The following is a 15,826-nucleotide window of genomic DNA, read 5'->3' as shown; positions in this document are numbered from 1 at the left end:
GCAGGAGAGCGCGGATGGCCCTGGCGGGGGGAGTGGGCGCCACGCTCACCCCTCACCTCGCTCGCCCTCGCGCAGAACACGGCGGCCCCGGCGGCGCAGGACTACCGCACGCTGATCGTGCAGTCGTCCACGCAGAAGGCCCCGGCGACGGTCGGCTACAACTGCGTCCCGAAGGCGGACGGCACCGGCGGCGAGTGCACGCCGGAGGTGAAGTACCCGCTGAAGTTCGCCAACACGGTCACCGTGCGCCCCAACGGGGACGTGACCGTGCTGACGAAGGTCCCGGCGACCTACATCCGCTGGCGCGCCGCGCGCATCGACGGCAAGGGCGAGGAGGTCATCACCGCCCTGGGCGAGGCCAAGCGCGTCACGAAGACCGGCAAGCGCTGGCGCTTCACGCTGCCCAAGCGGCTGAACCGCTCCACCGACCTGCTCGGCTTCGACGTCCAGCACGTCAACGCGTACGCGTCGTTCGAGATCGGCACGAAGATCGGGAAGACCGTGCCCGACCCGCCGAAGAAGAAGACGTCCTCGAAGTAGGAGACCGGCCCGTGAGCGCCCTGCCCGACCTGCCGTCGTCCGTCCACGTCCGCGAGGTCGGGCCGCGTGACGGGTTCCAGAACGAGCCGGAGACGATCGCCACCGCGGACAAGATCCGCCTGATCGACCTGCTCGTGCGGACCGGCGTGAAGCGCATCGAGGTGACCTCGTTCGTGCGGCCGGACGTCCTGCCGCAGCTCGCGGACAACACCGAGGTGCTCGCCGGGATCGACGTGCCCGCCGGCGTGTCGCGCAGCGTGCTGATCCCGAACGAGCGCGGGCTCGACAACGCGCTGGCCGTCGCCGACCTGTTCGAGGAGTGCGGGGTCTTCCTGAGCGGCTCGGAGACGCACAACCGCAAGAACGTCAACCGCTCGATCGCCGAGTCGCTCGCCGGCCTGCAGAAGGTCATCCCGCGGGCGCGCGAGGCGGGCAAGCAGGTGGAGGCGGTCATCGCCACGTCGTTCGGCTGCCCCTACGAGGGGGAGGTGCCGCGCGACCGGGTCCTCGACCTCGCGGTCGCGCTGCGGGACGCGGGCGCGCAGGAGCTGGGCTTCGGCGACACGACCGGGATGGCGAACCCGCGGCAGGTCCGCGAGTTCTTCGTCGCCGCGCGCGAGCGGCTCGGGGACGACGTCGAGATCACCGCGCACTTCCACAACACCCGCGGCCAGGGGCTCGCCAACGCGCTCGCCGCGCTGGAGGCGGGCTGCACGAGCTTCGAGTCGAGCTTCGGGGAGCTCGGCGGCTGCCCGGTCCCCAAGGGCGCGACCGGCAACATCGCGAGCGAGGACCTCGTGTCGATGCTGCACGAGATGGGCGTCGACACCGGGATCGACCTGGCGAAGCTGCTCGAGGCCTCGCGCGCGGTCGCCGAGGTGCTCGGCCGGCCGCTGGGCAGCCACACGCTCGTGGCCGGCCCCGTCGACTGGCACCGCTGAACGCTCGGGGCGGGCGCGCTCCGGGTAGGTTGGCGCGGTGCTGCGCCTCCTGACCCCCGAGCCGTTCCGTGGCGACCAGATCGCGGCCGGCGCGGTCGCGCTGACGGTCCTCGTCGGGCTGCTGAGCCTGCGCCTGCAGGACGACCTCGGGGCGGGCGGCCGACTGGCGATCACGGTCGTGGTGCTGGCGCTGCTGGCGACGATCGCGTGGCGCTCCCCGACCGAGCCCACGAGCCCGCGCGGCTACCAGGTCGCGCTGTACCTGTGCACGTGGTTCCTGACGCTCGTCGCGCTCCGCGACGTGGTCGAGCTGCTCGACGCCGAGCTCGCGCAGGCGACGACGCTGCTGTGGACCTCCGCGGTGCTGATGGCCGTCGCGGTCGTGTGGGCGCGGGCGCGGTACACCGCGGCGCTGACGCTGCTGGCGGCCCTGTCGGGCATCGTGCTCGTGCTCTCCGCCGCCGAGACGGTCGGCGACCCGTCCCCGGCGGGCTACCGGCGGCTGCTGCTCGTCTGCGCGGTCGTCCTCGCGCTCGTCGCGCTCGCGCGACGCGACCGGCGTCCGGCGCACGCCGCCCAGCTCGCCAACGCGGCCGGGGTCGCGGTCGGGGCGATCCTGGCGAGCGCCGCGCTGGAGGGCGTCGGGTTCCTGCTGCGGCTCGCGGGCGGACCGCCGGGCGGCGTCGAGGTGGGGCTCGGGACGGGCTGGGAGCTGCTCAGGCTCGCCGCCGGCTTCGGGCTGGTCGCCTACGGCGCGGTCGACGAGCACCGCGGACCGGTGGTCGTCGGGATCGTGGTGCTGGCCGAGTGGCTGCTCGTCGTCGGGGCCGACGGGGGGCCTCGTCGGCTGGCCGCTCGTTCTCGCCGCCGGGTCGCTCTTCCTGCTCGTCGTCGGGCTGCGACCGGCGACGCCGCTGCCGCCCCCACCGGGGGAGCCGGAGCTGCCGGACACCCCGCTGCCGCTGCCGTGGCGGCGGGACCGCTCCTAGAGCGTCGCGGCGAGCCGCACGAACCAGTCGAGCGCGGCGGGGTTGGCGAGCGAGTCGCGGCTCGCGGCCCGGTCGGGCGCCTCGCCCATGAGGATCCGCTTGACCGGGACCTCGAGGACCTTGCCGCTGAGCGTGCGCGGCACCTCGGTGATCGCGTGGACCTCGTTGGGCACGTGCCGCGGGGAGCAGTCCTCGCGCACGCGCCGGGCGATCCGGCCGATCAGGTCGTCGTCGAGCGTGGCGCCCTCGCGCAGCACGACGAACAGCGGCATCCAGCCGTCGGGGAAGCCCTCGCGGCCGGGCACGTCGACGACCAGCGCGTCGACGATCTCGTCGAGCGCGAGCACCGCGCGGTAGATCTCGCTGGTGCCCATGCGGATCCCGCCGCGGTTGATGGTCGAGTCGCTGCGCCCGTAGATGATCGTGGTGCCGCGCTCGGTCAGCTCGATCCAGTCCCCGTGCCGCCAGACCGGCGGGTCGACATCGAAGTACGTGAAGTACGCGTCGCGGTAGCGGGAGCCCTCCTCGTCGCCCCAGAAGCCGACGGGCATCGACGGGAGCGGCTCGGTGAGGACGAGCTCGCCGACGCGGCCGACGTGCGGCCGGCCGTCCTCGTCCCAGCTCTCGACCTTGCAGCCCAGCGACGGGGCCTGCAGCTCGCCGAGATGGACGGGCAGCGTCGGGACGCCGCCGACGAACGCGGTGCAGACGTCGGTGCCGCCGCTGGTGGAGAACAGCCAGGTGTCCGCGCCGAGCTCGTCGTAGACCCACTGGAAGCCCTCGGGGGACAGCGGGGAGCCGGTCGAGCCGACGGCGCGGATCGCCGACAGGTCGCGCCCCGCGCCCGGGTGCAGGCCCGCCTTCAGGCAGCCGGCGAGGTAGGCGGCACCGGTGCCGAAGGTCGTGGTGCCGGTGCGCTCGGCGACGTCCCACAGCACGCCGAGATCCGGGTGGCCGGGGTTGCCGTCGAAGAGCACGATCGACGCCTCGGTCAGCAGCACGCCGACGAGGAAGTTCCACATCATCCAGCCGGTCGTGGTGAACCACAGGACGCGGTCGTCGGCCTGCGCGTCGAGGTGCAGGTGCTGCTTCTTCAGCAGCTCCAGCAGGATGCCGCCGTGCCCGTGCACGATCGGCTTCGGCAGCCCGGTCGTCCCGGAGCTGTAGAGCACCCACAGCGGGTGGCGGAACGGCACGCGCGCGAACGTCAGGTCGGCGGCCGCCGGACCGGCCGGGAAGGCGTCGTCCCACGCGGTCGCGTCGCGCAGCGGCGCGAGGTCGGGCGCGGGGGAGAGGTAGGGCAGGACGACCGTGTGACGGACGGTCGGCAGCTCCTCCTGGAGGCCGGCGAGCGTCGCGACGCGATCGAAGTCGCGGCCGCCGTAGCGGTAGCCGTCGACCGCGAGCAGCACGGTCGGCTCGATCTGGGCGAAGCGGTCGATCACCGACCGCGCGCCGAAGTCCGGGGAGCAGGAGGACCAGATCGCCCCGAGCGAGGACACGGCGAGGAACGCGGCGACGGTCTCCGGCAGGTTCGGCAGGTAGGCGACGACGCGGTCGCCCTCGCCGACGCCGAGCGCGCGCAGGCCGGCGGCGATCCGGGCGGTCCGCTCGCGCAACTCCCCCCAGCTCCAGGCGTCCAGCGGGCGCAGCTCGGAGGTGTGCTGCAGCGCGAGCGCCTCCGGGTCCTTGCCGCGGAAGACGTGCTCGGGGAAGCTCAGCGCCGCGTTGGGGAACCACTCGGCGTGCGGCATCGTCGCGCGGCCGAGCGGCGGCTCGGCGCTCCCGTCGTGCTGCACGTCGAAGTACTCCCAGATCGCCGCCCAGAACCCGCCGACGTCGTCGACCGACCAGCGCCAGAGGGCGTGGTAGTCGGCCGTCACGGGCACGTCGCGCGTCTCCTGCACCCAGCGCGCGAATGGCGTGAGCGCCGCGCGCGCGACGCGCTCCGGGGACGGGGACCAGAGGACGGGCGGCGCCGCCGCGGGATCGCTCATCGGGCGGTGGGGCTCAGCGCAGCGGGTCGCCGCTGGTCAGCCCGCCGGGGCCGTCCTCGCGCGGCGGCGGGGGCGGCAGGTCCGGCAGGCCGATGTCGGAGCCCAGCGACGTGGACGGGCCGGTGGGGGCGGGCGGGTCCAGCGGGCCGCCCGCGGGAGCCGCGGTCAGCGTGCCGGCGTCGTCGTCGCTGAACGGCGGGTAGCGCTCGGTCAGCAGGTAGAAGTAGCCGTTGGCCTTCGCGTTGTAGGAGAGCGTGAACGACAGCGCGGCGTGGAGGCCCTTGGACTCCTTGCCGGTGATCACGATCCAGAACCAGGCGATGATCGTGACGAACCCGAGGATCAGGTTCATCACGTAGTTGATGATCAGGACGGGGATCCCGACGATGATCCGGAACAGCGCCTTCAGGCGGCTGTACTGCGGCTGGGGCGGGGCGATCGCGAGCCGGACCGGGTAGTCGGTGCTCTCGTCGGTGCCGAACGGCGGGTAGGCGTCGGTGAGCAGGTACATGTACGCGTAGACGCGCGTGATGTAGCGCAGGACGCCGCTGTTGAACGTGTACAGGCCCTGGGGGTAGCGGCCGGTGATCACGAGCGCGAACCAGGCGCCGACGATCGTGAACACCGCGACGAGCCCGTAGACGAGCAGCACGAGCAGATGCGGGATCACCATCAGCGCGCGGAAGAAGGTGGTCAGGCGGCTGCGGCGCTCGGCGACGTCGGCCTCGAAGGTGATCGGGTAGGCCACGGGGGCGGACTCCAGGGACGGGGTGTGCGGGACCCCTGCACCGTAGCTGGCGCGTCAGTCGGAGACGACCAGCGTCGCGCGCATGCCGGCGTCCTTGTGGACGACCGGTGCCGTCAGGGTGCAGAAGAGCGTGTACGTGCCCGGGCGCAGCGTCACGGTCGAGGTCCGCGTCGTGCTCGGCGCGGTCAGCGGGAAGATCGCCGCGCCGCTGCCGTCCTCGTCGCGCAGCACGACGAGGTCGTGCGGATCCTCGCCCGCGTTCTGGACCTGCAGGCGCAGGCGACCGGCGGCCACGGTGGGCCGCGAGAGCGTGGCGCGGTACACCGGGGTGTCGCGCAGGACCACGCCGACCGCCGGGATCGAGACCGGAGCCGGGTCCGGGGTCGGCGTCGGGGTCGGGGTCGCCGTGGGGCTCGGGGAGGTGGTCGCCGCGCCGCCGCCGGTGATCGGCGCGAGGACCGCGGTGACCTGGTCGGTCAGGGCGTCCACGACCGCGGGCAGACCGGTGAGCGGCGCCCGGGCGGCGGGCAGCGGGTCGCGGGTGACGGCGACCGGCGCGCGCCCACGACCCCCGACCCGCTCGAGCACCAGGCGGTCCGCCCGGGCCGCACGGCGCCGGGCCGCGCGGAGGCGGCGGGACGTCTCCGCGGAGGTGTTCGCGCGGGTGGTGCGGAGGCGGCGGGGCGTCTCCGCGGAGGTGCTGGCGCGGGTGGTGCGGAGGCGGCGGGACGTCTCCGCGGAGGTGCTGGCGCGGGTGGTGCGAGGGCGGCGGGACGCCTCCGCGGAGGTGTTCGCGGCACCGCCGGTGCGGTGCCCGGGCGTGCGGGACGCCTCCGCGGAGGTGCCTCCGGCCGCCTCGACGGCGCCCGCGGCCACGGTGGCGCCGGCCACCCGCGCACCGGTGGCGGCCGCGCCGCCGAGCCGGGTTACGCTCGCGCTCGTGCCCCCGTCGGCGGCCACCGCGACGCTCGCCCCGGGGCCCGGACCCGCGACCGTGACGCCGAGGGCGACGGCGAGCAGGGCGGCGACGGGCAGGGCGGAGCGACGGACGGGGAGCGGCACGGGCCCGACCGGCATCGGCACGCCGGCCGGTGCGGCGGGAGTCGCAGCTCGCCGGCTGGACGGTCGTCCGACCCGCGAGCCGGGTCAGTCGTCCTGCGCGAGGCCGCGATCCAGCTCGCCGTCGAGCGCGTCGACCAGGCCGAGGCACAGCTCGCGGCAGGCGTCCATCGCGGCGCGGTCGACGCGGTCGGGCGTGTCCTGCGGGCGGCCGGGGGCGGCCAGCACGTCCCCGTCGGGCAGGCAGCCGATCGCGATGGCGGGCCAGCCGACCCCGCGGGCGGCCCGCGCGCCCGTGCGCCCGCGGCCCTGGACCGGCCGGGCCCCGAGCCGCGGCTCCTGCTGCGCGACCCGCGCCGTCAGCTCGAGCAGCTGCGGGTGGTAGGCGAGCGGCAGGACGAGCCCGTCGCGCGTCCACCACGCCGGCCGACCGGAGCCGCACGCCGCGACGTGGAGCACGACGACCTCCTCCGCGCGGCGCCCGCCGCGCCGCTGCGCGTCGATCCAGCGCGACAGGCCCAGCGCGTGCGCCTGCCCGGCGCCCGCGAGCACGACGTCCACGGACAGGTGCTCGGGCGGACGGCGGTCCAGGGCGGCGGCGAGCTCGAGCGCGACCGCGCACGCGCTGGCGTCCGCGTCCGCACCGGGCCCGCTGTCGCTGGTCCAGTGGTCGAGCGCGACGCCGATCGCCCCGATCAGGACCGCGGTGGGCAGCAGCTGCAGGATCCCGAGGAGGTTCTCGTCGAGGTCGTGCGCGCGGAGCTCGCCCAGCAGCGCGGCGAGCAGCAGCGCGGCCGCGACGAGCCCGAAGCCCCCGGGAGCCAGCGGGCCGAGCAGCCGGCGCAGGCGCGCGGCCAGCCGGGCGACGCGGCCCGCGGTGAGCGCGGTCGACCGGGGCGCGTCGACGGCGGCGGTGATGACCAGCCGCACGGCCCGGTCGCGCTCGTCCAGGGCGATGAGGTTCTGGGTGGCGCGGGCGACGGTCAGCCGCCGCAGCACCGCGAAGCGCCCGGAGAGGTCCCCGGCGAGCAGCGCGAGCGCGACGAGGCAGATCGACGCCCCGATCCGCGGCTCGTCGACGCTGACGACGGTCCCGACGATCCCGGCGGCGCACAGGAGCGCGAGGACCGGTCCCCAGGACGGGCGCACCCAGACGGTCTGCACCCGCACCCGGCGTCCGGTGGCGCGCAGCTCGCGGGCGAGCAGGCGCGCGGCGCGGCGCTCCGCGTCCGAGCCCGCGGTCCGCCCCGGGATCGCGGCGAGCCGCGTGACGAGATCGTCCGGGGTGCCCATGCGGGCGCGATCCTAGCCCGCGACGGGCCGCAGCTGCGGCACGCGTCCGCGCGGCACCGCCGCCGCCCACGGTCGGCCGGGGCGGCAGCGGTCGGTCGTTAGGGTGCCGGGAATGGACGCCACCGACCTCGCCTTCGCCGGCGCCGCCCGGCAGGCGGAGCTCATCGCCCAGGGGGAGGTGAGCTCGCGCGAGCTCACCGAGCTGATGCTCGAGCGCATCGCCCGGATCGACCCGCGGATCAACGCCTACCGGGTCGTCCTGGCCGAGCAGGCGCTCGCGGAGGCCGACGCCGCGGACGCCCGCCGCGCGAAGGCGTTCACGGCCACCGGCCGGCGCCGCAAGGGCTCCGAGGACCCCGGCATCCTCAACGGCGTCCCGCTCGCGATCAAGGACGACGCCGACCTCGCGGGCGAGCCGACCGCCTGGGGGACCGCCGCCCACGGGCCGGCGAAGACCGAGGACGCCGAGGTCGTGCGGCGCCTGCGCGCCGCCGGCGGCGTCGTGCTCGGCAAGACGCACGTCCCCGAGATGACCGCGATGCCCTACACGGAGTCGATGACCTTCGGGGCGACGCGCAACCCGTGGCAGCTCGACCGCACCCCCGGCGGCAGCAGCGGCGGCACCGCCGCGGCGGTCGCGGCCGGGCTCGCCGGCCTGGGCCTGGGGTCCGACGGCGGTGGCTCGATCCGCATCCCGTCCGCGTTCTGCGGCCTCTTCGGCATCAAGCCCCAGCGCGACCGCGTGCCGCTCGCCCCGCACGACGACGCCTGGCAGGGCATGAGCGTCAACGGCCCACTCGCCCGCACGGTCGCCGACGCCGCCCTGTTCCTCGACGCCACCACGACGCTCCCCGCCCCCGAGGGCGGCTTCCTCGCCGCGACCGCGTCCGATCCCGGGCCGCTGCGGATCGCGCTCAGCACCGCGGTCCCCGCCGGATCGCTGCCGCCCTCGCTCGGCCCCGACCAGCAGCGCGGCCTCGCGGAGACCGCCGAGCTGCTGCGGTCGCTCGGGCACACCGTCGTGGAGCGCGACATCGACTGGCCGCTGCGGATCTGGCAGGCGGTGAACCTGCGGATCGTGCGCGGCATCGGCGACGACGTCGCCGACGCGATGCCCGAGCGCCACCGCCTCGAGCGGCGCGTGCGGGCCGCCGCGCGCATCGGCCAGGCGCTCCCGCCCGGGCTCGTGCGCTGGGCGCGCGAGGCGGAGCCGGCGATGACGCGGAAGGTCGCGGCGATCTTCGACGACGTCGACGTCGTCCTGACGCCGATGATGCCCCGCGGTCCGTTCGCGGTCGGCGCGTGGGCGCACTACGGGCTCGCGCGGCTGCTCGCGCAGGCGCCACGCTGGGTGGCGTACGCGGCCGCGGTCAACGTCACCGGCCTGCCCGCCTGCTCGGTGCCGGCGGGCTTCGATGGGGACGGCCTCCCGGTCGCCGTGCAGCTGCTCGGCCCGCAGGCGGGGGAGGAGCGGCTGCTGGCGCTCGCCGGCCAGCTCGAGCGCGAGCGGCCGTGGGCGCAGCACCGACCGGCGATCGCCGCATGAGCGCGCCCGACGAGCTGCTCGACGTCGCCGCCCAGGCCGCACGGACCGCGGGCGGCCTGCTGCTGGCCCGCTTCGGCGCGCTGGACGAGCTGACCGTCGACACGAAGTCCACGAGCACCGACCCGGTCAGCGAGGCGGACCGGGAGGCGGAGGACGCGATCCGCGCGGTGCTCGCCGACCGCCGCCCCGACGACGCGATCATGGGCGAGGAGGGCGAGGACACCCCGGGCACCAGCGGGCTGCGCTGGATCGTCGACCCGCTCGACGGCACGGTGAACTTCCTCTACGGCATCCCGATGTGGTGCGTGTCGGTCGCCTGCGAGGGCCGCGTCGGGGTCGTGCACGACCCGGTGCGCGGCGAGACCTTCACCGTCGTCGCCGGCGAGCGCCCGTGCCTGGACGGCGTGCCGCTCGCCCCGCGCAGCGCCCCGACCCTCGGGCTGGCGGGCACGCTCGTGGCGACCGGCTTCGGCTACGACGCCGCGGTCCGCGCCGCGCAGGCCGACGTCGTCCGGGAGGTCGTCCCGCGGGTGCGCGACGTGCGCCGGGCCGGCAGCGCGGCGCTGGACCTCGCGTGGTGCGCCGCGGGCCGCGTCGACGCCTACTACGAGCGCGGCGTGCAGGCGTGGGACATCGCCGCGGGCACGCTGCTGTGCGAGGGCGCCGGCCTGACCGTGCGCACGCTCGCCGCGGACGGCATCCTGCCCGCCGGGGTGCTCGCCGCGCCCGCGGAGGTCGCGGGCGCGCTGCTCGAGCTCGTCGGCTAGGAGCCGTGGAGCTTCACGCGGTCCGGGGAGATCGCGAACTTCACGCGCTGCTCGCCGGGCTGGCGGAAGGGGTACTCGTCCTGGCCGATGTACTTCTTCGACAGCTCGTTGATGTGCTCGTCGGCGCCCTCGTGGGTGTCGAGCGCCAGCGACCCGGTGATCGACGTGAACTCGTACGGGTTCTCGTGGTTCGTCACCGTCACGGTGATGGTGCCCGTGCGGCGCAGGTTCGCCGGCCAGGCGCGCCCCTCGGCGCTGTTGAGCAGCACGTGCTCCCCGTCGGTGTGGACCCAGACCGGGACGACCAGGACGGTGCCGTCCTCCCGGACGGTCCCGACGTGGGCGAAGTTCTTCGCCTCGATCAGCTCCCGGACGCGACCTTCGATGGCAGGCACGGCGGCTCCTCTCTCGCGGATGGTGTCCCCGACCATACGGCGTGGGCGCGCGGTCCGATGACGGGTGCGGACCGGACCGCGTGTCGCGTGCTGCCGTGGTCCTCGCCGGGGCGACGACCGTCAGGTACCCGGAGCGGGACTCGAACCCGCACACCCGAGGGCAATGGATTTTGAGTCCATCGTGTCTACCGATTCCACCATCCGGGCCGGCCGCCCGGATCCTACCGTCCGCTCAGGTCGCGGGGGCGTGCACGCTGCCGTCGGGGTAGCGCTCGACCTCGACGTTCCAGCCCTGCGCGAAGCCACGCATCGCGAACGCGATCAGCAGCGCCTGCACGGGGATGACGATCACGGTCAGCATCCCGAGCAGCTCCGCGGGGAGGGCGGGGTCGGTGTAGCCGTCCTTGTCGCGCGCGAACCACTCGGGAGCGGCGACCGCGGCGAAGATGAGCATGATGATCGCCAGCGCGGCGGCCACCGGGAGGATCCCGCGGTTCCAGATGCTCACGTAGTAGGCCATCACCAGGTAGATCGCGATGTAGGCGATCTGGACGGACTGCGCGCCCTGCAGCGCGTCCCAGCCGCCGACCGTGATGACCCCGACGAGTCCCGCGGACGCGAGCAGGAGCAGGATGACGGTGGCCTTCGTGGCCTTGCTCGCCGCCTTGTCCCGGTTGGGATGCTCGATGATGACGCTGTCGCGCTTCGCTGACTCAGCCATGGCTCCGGGACCATACCTCCGGTCGCGGCGCCGTGCAGCGGTTTGCGGTGCGACACTCTCCGGGCACGGTCGGCGGGCGTGGTGGAACTGGTAGACACGCCAGGTTTAGGTCCTGGTGGCGCAAGCCGTGGGGGTTCGAGTCCCTCCGCCCGCATCTCGTGCCCCCGGCCCCGTGCGGCGGCGACCGGCGGGTCCGGCCGACACCCGAATCGCTATGCTCCGCGGCCCCTGGGGGAGTGAGTCAATGGCTACACGCGCGGTCTCCAAAACCGTGAATCCGGGTTCGAATCCCGGCTCCCCCGCTCCGCTCCCGGCGACGCCCGCGTCGCCGGCGCGCTAGATTCGACGGACGCTCGCGGGTGTAGCTCAGTTGGTAGAGCGACAGCCTTCCAAGCTGTAGGTCGCGGGTTCGAGACCCGTCGCCCGCTTTCTCATGAGATCGTGTTCGATAGACGCAAGCGTAACGCTCGACGGCTGCAGCAGTTCGATACGGAATCGCCGCCACCGACCGAACTCGTCCTTCTCTCCCCCATACGAGATCAGGCCCACTTCGGCCAGGAGCCTGAGCCAGTTCTCGACCGATCCAGTACGCCGGCGGCCGCTGTCCGTCTCGTAGCCCACGGCAACCTCTAGCTGCGCGCGGGTCGTCGCGATGTGCGCCGTCTGGGTCGCGTGCGCGTGGCGCCACAGAGCGTCATACACGAGCCCCAGATTCTCGAAGAGGTCCTTCCTCGGCTCCGGCCCTTTCGCCAGCTTCTGTCGGCTCGGAGCGCTCGCGATGAACCAGTACAGGTAGGTGCGGTCGAGCTGCTTCGGGAGTGGCTTGCGTGGCGGCTTCGGCAGTCGCTCAGCGGGCTGCCTGCGTCGGGTGGCGGTGCTCACCCTGCAGACCTCGGGTAGCAGATGTAGGTGTACTCGAAGAGCCGTCGCGCGAGGCTCGGCGTCAGCGCCGAGATGAAGTCTGAGACCTCGACCCACCGCCACGTCTGACCTTCCGTTGGCGCCCTGCACTCGGCGCCGTTGACCTCGGGTGGGGAGACCGCGTGGCCATCCTGCTGGCACGCAAGGCGCTGCCGATCGCACACGACGAAGGAGGCGTTTGCCGTCGGGAGAACGGGCAGCGGCGGGACTGTCACCGTTCGGGCGACAGTCTCCGTGGTGGTCTCGGTGACGACGTCGTTGCCCCGGACGACATAGCCGGCGAGCCCGCCGAGAACGACCGCCAAGACCGCGGCGCCGACGCTACGAAGCATCGTCCGACCCTTTGGCTACGGTGCCTGAGGCCCCGTGCTGAGTGTCTGCACCACTCATCGCGGGGCATTCTTGTGTCACGGTCGGACGGATCCGAGACGGCTAGGCAGGGCGGGGCGGTTCGATGTTGCCGAGCAGCTCGTCGTTGGGGGTTCCGGTCCGGCCGGTGTGGACGACGTCGCCGGGGGGGCGGAGGTAGCCGGTTCCGAGGGCGGTGGCGGCGGTTGCGAGCATGGCGAGGCCGGCGTCGTGGTCGAGCACCAGGGCGACGATGAGGCCGATCCCGGCGAGGTAGATCGTCGGGACGAGCTTGGGGGAGAGGCCGAGCTGCATGGGGGCTCCTATCCGGGGTAGTTGACGAGGGCGAAGCCGTGGACCTCGCTCATGGTTCGACGTCGGCGGTAGGAGCCGCCGCCGTTGCTCTGGGAGCCGTTGCGGTCGGGGCTGGTGTTGCCGCCGTCGGTGTCGATGAGCCAGTAGGGGCGCCAGGGCCGCGGGGGGTGGACCTCGCGGACGGTCTCGACGTGGACGCCGCGCCCGCCGATAACGACGAGGTCGGCGCGCAGGACGCTGGCGGGGTTGGTGGTCCAGCCGCGGAAGCCGTTGCGCTTCGCCTTGGCGTCGTTCTCGATGTTCGCGACGCTGGCCCAGCGCCACGGCTCGGCGATCCGGACGCCGCCGGCCAGCGCGGCGTTGGCGGCCCAGACGCCGCACCACGCGAGCCCGACGAGCCACGCGCCGATCCGCTGCTGGGCGGCGCGGATGCCGTCCTTGCGGCGGTCGGTGTTCGAGCCGGCGGGCTGCTCGGTGAGGCCTCGGTGGTTCTTGAGCCAACGCAGCGCGCGACCGCGTGGGGTGAGGGTCTTGGACATGGGCGTGGCTCCTCAGAGTTCGATGATCAGTAGCTCTACGACGACTTGGACGCCGGCCGCTGGGCTCCCTAGGCCGTTGGTCTCGGCCCGGACCCCGATCTCGTTCAGGCTGACGTTCTCGCAGTTGCAGACGCACATCGGGGCGCCGGTGAACCGCTGCGTGGCGATGGCGCGTACCGGGGCGCCGAACAGGTGGGAGAAGTTCGCGCCCGCGGCGAAGGTGCCGCCCGCGAAGGTCAGCGTGACCGAGGCGACCATGCTCCGCTTGGGGGCGGGGTCGGGGGCGTTGCTGTCGAGCTGCAGGAAGGCGCTGCCGCCGGTGCTGGCGATGACCGTGCGTGCCTTGCGCGGGAAGCTGGGAGCGCCGCCCTGGACGGTGACGCGGGAGCGGGAGCCGTCGGCCGTGGCGAGCTGCAGCCGGTTCTCGGCGAACTGGAAGCCGTCTTCGACGCGGGTGTAGTGGTCGGCGCCGTTGGCGGCGGCGCCGACCTGCGCGACGACGGCGCCGTCAGCCTCGCGCAGCCATCGAATCAGGCGGTCGGCGGGTTCGGGGCCGGCGGTCGCGGCCAGGAGGTCGACGCCGCGGGCGATGAGTCGGCCGTCGAACTCGTAGGAGATTTCGCCGTTGGGGCCGACCTTGATGAACGTCGGCTGTGAGCTGTCGGCCATCAGGTCTCCGCGTCGAGGGTGATGCGCGGGGTGTTCGTGGAGCTGGTCGGGGCGACGGCGGCCCTAACGCGGATGGCGTCGATGCGCCGAGCGGATCCGTCGAAGGTGTGGAAGCCGGGAACGCGTAGGACCTCGTCGCGCCAGTCGATGCGGCCGCCGGCGGGGCCGGTGCCGGTCTGGACGTAGACGGCGGCGTTGAAGACGTGGAGATTCCACGAGACGGCGCCGCCTTGCTGCAGCTCGACGTAGGCGCGGGTGCTGGTGACGTCGCGGAGTGGGATCGACGCGCTCATGTGGTGTGGGGCTCCTGGGCGAGGTCGCGACGGCGGTCGCGGGCTTGGTGGACGACCTGCATGTCTGGGGCGCTGGCGACGAGGAAGCCGACGGGTTCGCCCTCGCGGTCGTAGACGATCCGGCGGGGCTGTTCGAGGACGTCGCGGGTCTCTGCGACCTGCTGGCGGGTGCGGCGCTGCTCGCGGGCGAGCCACGCGGTCAGCACCGTGTTGACGACGGAGAAGATGCCCGCGACGGCGGCGCCGGCGACGACGTCCCAGGCGGCCGCGACGACGACGAACGCGCCGAGGGCGAGCGCGAGCGTCATACCTGCAGCTCCATGTGGGTGATCCGGATGTTCGACGCGAGGTTGTTGACCGTGGCGACGATGCGCAGGTCGGCGTAGTTCGTGATGTCGCCGGCTTCGGCGCTCGTGAGGCCGTAGGTGGTCGTCGCGTAGGCGTTGTCGGCGCCGTAGGTCATGGGGATGGTGGCGATGACGGTCGCGCCGTCGCGTAGCTGCACGCTGCTGAAGGTCGCGGTGCCGGCGGACCGCGCCGCGCGGATCCGCACCAAGTGCGCGGAGCGGTTGGAAGGGGTGGGGATCGCGGAGAGCCCGACCTCGAGCGTGTCGGCCGTGCCGCACTGCGCGTAGGTCGCGCCGTCGTCGGGGACGGCTTCGGAGAGGCATTGGTGGATCGTGGGGGCGCCGTTGGCGCTCCAGTTGGTCGAGCGGATCGTGCTGTTCGGTCGCGCGATGACGGGGCCGCGGGGGCGGGATCCGGCGATGCTGCCGCGTCGGGCCGCCCTGGGCATCAGCCGAGGTCTCCGGTCACGAGCCACTCGTCGGCGGCGAGCTTGCGCAGGGACGCGGTCGAGTACTGGGCGCGGAGGGTGAGAACGCCGCCGGCGGCGCGCAGGGTGACGCCGGCGCCGGCGATGGTGACGGTGCCGGCGCCGAGACGGGCGACCTCGATGACGGTTCCGACGGGGAACGCGACGGCCGCGTTGGTCGGGACGGTCAGGGTCTGAGCGGTGGCGGCGGTGAAGTCGATGCTGACGGGGATCGCGGCATCTCCGGCGGTGAGGGTGTAGCTCGCTGCCTTGGCGTTGGCCGTGATCGCGTTGGCGAAGGCGAAGAACGCTTCGAGCTCCGCCTGAGTCGCCATGTCGGCGGCGAACGCGGGGTTGGGGTAGGTCCCGCCGAGGACCCCGCCGGCGGGTCCGGTCGGGGCCCCGCCGCCGGTGCTGGGGAGCGGCCAGGGCTGCAGCTCGGGCATCAGGCGGCCCCCAGGAAGGCGGCCTGGACGGTCTCGTAGCGGAAGATCCAGACGCGCGCGTCGCCGGCGGCGAGGTCGGCCGGGGCGGCCGCGATGTCGAGGTCGCGGCAGAAGAGGGGGAAGACGGCCATCGAGCGGCGCGGGACGCTGAGCGCGCCGCCGCGGGTGCCGAGGGCGGGGTCGCTGCCGTCGTTGCCGACGAACAGGACGATGTCGTTCGGGTTGTAGATCGCGAACGAGAGCGCTTCGAGGCCCTCTCCGACGTCGTCGCGGACCTTGGGGTTCGTCTGGGTCAGGACGACGCTTGCGGAGGCGGGAGGCGTGACCAGGCGCGCGTTCTGGGCCATGAGCGCGTGGGTCAGGTTCTGGACGTCGGCCAGGAGCTGCGTCGCGTGCTCGCGGGCGCCGGGCACGGACTCGGGGACCGGGGCCGTGGGCATGAAGTCGGTCGTTCGCGGCTCGGTCTTCTTCTTCTCGGGCATGGT

At 73.9% G+C, this 15,826-nt stretch carries 19 protein-coding genes and 4 tRNA genes; 7 read left to right on the top strand and 16 right to left on the bottom strand.

Annotated elements, in window-relative coordinates:
- Nucleotides 1-117 precede the first annotated feature (117 nt).
- Together GKE82_RS27940 and GKE82_RS27935 are read left to right on the top strand one after the other, a co-directional pair.
- Nucleotides 118-540 (top strand): hypothetical protein, encoded by a 423-nt coding sequence (locus GKE82_RS27940; protein ID WP_230316103.1) that lies wholly within the window; start codon nucleotides 118-120, stop codon nucleotides 538-540.
- Between the two features lie 11 nt (nucleotides 541-551).
- A complete protein-coding gene (locus GKE82_RS27935; RefSeq protein ID WP_309233450.1) occupies nucleotides 552-1,481 on the top strand; it encodes a hydroxymethylglutaryl-CoA lyase in 930 nt (309 codons plus the stop codon).
- Nucleotides 1,482-2,466: 985 nt separating this feature from the next.
- Here the strand turns inward: GKE82_RS27935 and GKE82_RS06050 are convergent.
- From GKE82_RS06050 to GKE82_RS06035, 4 genes are all read right to left on the bottom strand, one after another.
- A complete protein-coding gene (locus GKE82_RS06050; protein WP_154732697.1) occupies nucleotides 2,467-4,467 on the bottom strand; it encodes an acetoacetate--CoA ligase in 2,001 nt (666 codons plus the stop codon).
- A 13-nt stretch (nucleotides 4,468-4,480) separates the two neighbouring features.
- Nucleotides 4,481-5,215 (bottom strand): DUF4389 domain-containing protein, encoded by a 735-nt coding sequence (locus GKE82_RS06045; RefSeq protein WP_154732696.1) that lies wholly within the window; start codon nucleotides 5,213-5,215, stop codon nucleotides 4,481-4,483.
- A gap of 54 nt (nucleotides 5,216-5,269) precedes the next feature.
- Nucleotides 5,270-6,277, bottom strand: a complete 1,008-nt coding sequence (locus GKE82_RS06040; protein ID WP_154732695.1) for a hypothetical protein — start codon at nucleotides 6,275-6,277, stop codon at nucleotides 5,270-5,272.
- A gap of 84 nt (nucleotides 6,278-6,361) precedes the next feature.
- The gene (locus GKE82_RS06035; RefSeq protein WP_154732694.1) at nucleotides 6,362-7,567 is read right to left on the bottom strand and encodes a M28 family peptidase; all 1,206 of its coding nucleotides are present in this window, start codon (nucleotides 7,565-7,567) and stop codon (nucleotides 6,362-6,364) included.
- 112 nt (nucleotides 7,568-7,679) lie between these two features.
- Here GKE82_RS06035 and GKE82_RS06030 point away from each other — a divergent pair, with 112 nt between their 5' ends.
- The gene (locus GKE82_RS06030) at nucleotides 7,680-9,113 is read left to right on the top strand and encodes an amidase (protein WP_154732693.1); all 1,434 of its coding nucleotides are present in this window, start codon (nucleotides 7,680-7,682) and stop codon (nucleotides 9,111-9,113) included.
- Nucleotides 9,110-9,880 carry an inositol monophosphatase family protein gene (locus GKE82_RS06025; protein ID WP_154732692.1) on the top strand — a complete coding sequence of 257 codons (771 nt, stop codon included), beginning with the start codon at nucleotides 9,110-9,112 and terminating at the stop codon, nucleotides 9,878-9,880. The genes GKE82_RS06030 and GKE82_RS06025 overlap by 4 nt, the downstream gene beginning before the upstream one ends.
- Here GKE82_RS06025 and GKE82_RS06020 read toward each other — a convergent pair.
- The 3 genes from GKE82_RS06020 to GKE82_RS06010 form a co-directional block, all read right to left on the bottom strand.
- Nucleotides 9,877-10,275, bottom strand: a complete 399-nt coding sequence (locus tag GKE82_RS06020) for a PPOX class F420-dependent oxidoreductase (RefSeq protein WP_158276931.1) — start codon at nucleotides 10,273-10,275, stop codon at nucleotides 9,877-9,879. The genes GKE82_RS06025 and GKE82_RS06020 overlap by 4 nt on opposite strands.
- A 125-nt stretch (nucleotides 10,276-10,400) precedes the next feature.
- Nucleotides 10,401-10,482: transfer RNA gene (locus GKE82_RS06015), tRNA-Leu, on the bottom strand.
- Nucleotides 10,483-10,507: 25 nt separating this feature from the next.
- Nucleotides 10,508-10,996, bottom strand: a complete 489-nt coding sequence (locus tag GKE82_RS06010) for a hypothetical protein (protein ID WP_107570642.1) — start codon at nucleotides 10,994-10,996, stop codon at nucleotides 10,508-10,510.
- A 72-nt stretch (nucleotides 10,997-11,068) separates the two neighbouring features.
- Here GKE82_RS06010 and GKE82_RS06005 point away from each other — a divergent pair.
- From GKE82_RS06005 to GKE82_RS05995, 3 genes are all read left to right on the top strand, one after another.
- Nucleotides 11,069-11,150 (top strand) — tRNA-Leu (locus GKE82_RS06005).
- Nucleotides 11,151-11,226: 76 nt separating this feature from the next.
- Nucleotides 11,227-11,298: transfer RNA gene (locus GKE82_RS06000), tRNA-Trp, on the top strand.
- A gap of 53 nt (nucleotides 11,299-11,351) precedes the next feature.
- Nucleotides 11,352-11,424, top strand: a tRNA-Gly gene (locus tag GKE82_RS05995).
- Between the two features lie 450 nt (nucleotides 11,425-11,874).
- On the opposite strand, the gene GKE82_RS05990 is transcribed toward GKE82_RS05995, so the two are convergent.
- From GKE82_RS05990 to GKE82_RS05950, 9 genes are all read right to left on the bottom strand, one after another.
- Nucleotides 11,875-12,249, bottom strand: a complete 375-nt coding sequence (locus tag GKE82_RS05990) for a hypothetical protein (RefSeq protein WP_154732691.1) — start codon at nucleotides 12,247-12,249, stop codon at nucleotides 11,875-11,877.
- Nucleotides 12,250-12,349: 100 nt separating this feature from the next.
- Nucleotides 12,350-12,580, bottom strand: coding sequence for a hypothetical protein (locus GKE82_RS05985; RefSeq protein ID WP_154732690.1), 231 nt, complete (start codon nucleotides 12,578-12,580; stop codon nucleotides 12,350-12,352).
- Nucleotides 12,581-12,588: 8 nt separating this feature from the next.
- Nucleotides 12,589-13,119 carry a hypothetical protein gene (locus GKE82_RS05980; protein ID WP_154732689.1) on the bottom strand — a complete coding sequence of 177 codons (531 nt, stop codon included), beginning with the start codon at nucleotides 13,117-13,119 and terminating at the stop codon, nucleotides 12,589-12,591.
- A 12-nt stretch (nucleotides 13,120-13,131) separates the two neighbouring features.
- The gene (locus GKE82_RS05975; protein WP_154732688.1) at nucleotides 13,132-13,788 is read right to left on the bottom strand and encodes a hypothetical protein; all 657 of its coding nucleotides are present in this window, start codon (nucleotides 13,786-13,788) and stop codon (nucleotides 13,132-13,134) included.
- Entirely contained in the window at nucleotides 13,788-14,081 is a 294-nt protein-coding gene (locus tag GKE82_RS05970; RefSeq protein ID WP_154732687.1) for a hypothetical protein, read from the bottom strand. The genes GKE82_RS05975 and GKE82_RS05970 overlap by 1 nt, the downstream gene beginning before the upstream one ends.
- Nucleotides 14,078-14,389 (bottom strand): hypothetical protein, encoded by a 312-nt coding sequence (locus GKE82_RS05965; RefSeq protein WP_154732686.1) that lies wholly within the window; start codon nucleotides 14,387-14,389, stop codon nucleotides 14,078-14,080. The genes GKE82_RS05970 and GKE82_RS05965 overlap by 4 nt, the downstream gene beginning before the upstream one ends.
- The gene (locus GKE82_RS05960) at nucleotides 14,386-14,877 is read right to left on the bottom strand and encodes a hypothetical protein (protein ID WP_154732685.1); all 492 of its coding nucleotides are present in this window, start codon (nucleotides 14,875-14,877) and stop codon (nucleotides 14,386-14,388) included. The genes GKE82_RS05965 and GKE82_RS05960 overlap by 4 nt, the downstream gene beginning before the upstream one ends.
- On the bottom strand, nucleotides 14,877-15,341 hold the full coding sequence (locus tag GKE82_RS30350; RefSeq protein WP_154732684.1) for a hypothetical protein: 465 nt from the start codon (nucleotides 15,339-15,341) through the stop codon (nucleotides 14,877-14,879). The genes GKE82_RS05960 and GKE82_RS30350 overlap by 1 nt, the downstream gene beginning before the upstream one ends.
- The gene (locus tag GKE82_RS05950) at nucleotides 15,341-15,823 is read right to left on the bottom strand and encodes a hypothetical protein (RefSeq protein ID WP_154732683.1); all 483 of its coding nucleotides are present in this window, start codon (nucleotides 15,821-15,823) and stop codon (nucleotides 15,341-15,343) included. Before GKE82_RS05950 ends, GKE82_RS30350 begins: the two co-directional genes overlap by 1 nt.
- Nucleotides 15,824-15,826 lie beyond the last annotated feature (3 nt).

This window comes from Conexibacter sp. W3-3-2, assembly GCF_009707605.1.
Taxonomy (GTDB): domain Bacteria; phylum Actinomycetota; class Thermoleophilia; order Solirubrobacterales; family Solirubrobacteraceae; genus Paraconexibacter; species Paraconexibacter algicola.
This window is presented reverse-complemented; position numbering and strand designations above follow the sequence as displayed.

Coding starts and splice junctions, on each gene's coding strand:
- GKE82_RS06050 (WP_154732697.1), bottom strand. CDS start 4,467: ATGAGCGATCCCGCGGCGGCGCCGCCCGTCCTCTGGTCCCCGTCCCCG.
- GKE82_RS06035 (WP_154732694.1), bottom strand. CDS start 7,567: ATGGGCACCCCGGACGATCTCGTCACGCGGCTCGCCGCGATCCCGGGG.
- GKE82_RS06030 (WP_154732693.1), top strand. CDS start 7,680: ATGGACGCCACCGACCTCGCCTTCGCCGGCGCCGCCCGGCAGGCGGAG.
- GKE82_RS06025 (WP_154732692.1), top strand. CDS start 9,110: ATGAGCGCGCCCGACGAGCTGCTCGACGTCGCCGCCCAGGCCGCACGG.
- GKE82_RS06010 (WP_107570642.1), bottom strand. CDS start 10,996: ATGGCTGAGTCAGCGAAGCGCGACAGCGTCATCATCGAGCATCCCAAC.
- GKE82_RS05990 (WP_154732691.1), bottom strand. CDS start 12,249: ATGCTTCGTAGCGTCGGCGCCGCGGTCTTGGCGGTCGTTCTCGGCGGG.
- GKE82_RS05985 (WP_154732690.1), bottom strand. CDS start 12,580: ATGCAGCTCGGCCTCTCCCCCAAGCTCGTCCCGACGATCTACCTCGCC.
- GKE82_RS05980 (WP_154732689.1), bottom strand. CDS start 13,119: ATGTCCAAGACCCTCACCCCACGCGGTCGCGCGCTGCGTTGGCTCAAG.
- GKE82_RS05975 (WP_154732688.1), bottom strand. CDS start 13,788: ATGGCCGACAGCTCACAGCCGACGTTCATCAAGGTCGGCCCCAACGGC.
- GKE82_RS05970 (WP_154732687.1), bottom strand. CDS start 14,081: ATGAGCGCGTCGATCCCACTCCGCGACGTCACCAGCACCCGCGCCTAC.
- GKE82_RS05965 (WP_154732686.1), bottom strand. CDS start 14,389: ATGACGCTCGCGCTCGCCCTCGGCGCGTTCGTCGTCGTCGCGGCCGCC.
- GKE82_RS05960 (WP_154732685.1), bottom strand. CDS start 14,877: ATGCCCAGGGCGGCCCGACGCGGCAGCATCGCCGGATCCCGCCCCCGC.
- GKE82_RS30350 (WP_154732684.1), bottom strand. CDS start 15,341: ATGCCCGAGCTGCAGCCCTGGCCGCTCCCCAGCACCGGCGGCGGGGCC.
- GKE82_RS05950 (WP_154732683.1), bottom strand. CDS start 15,823: ATGCCCGAGAAGAAGAAGACCGAGCCGCGAACGACCGACTTCATGCCC.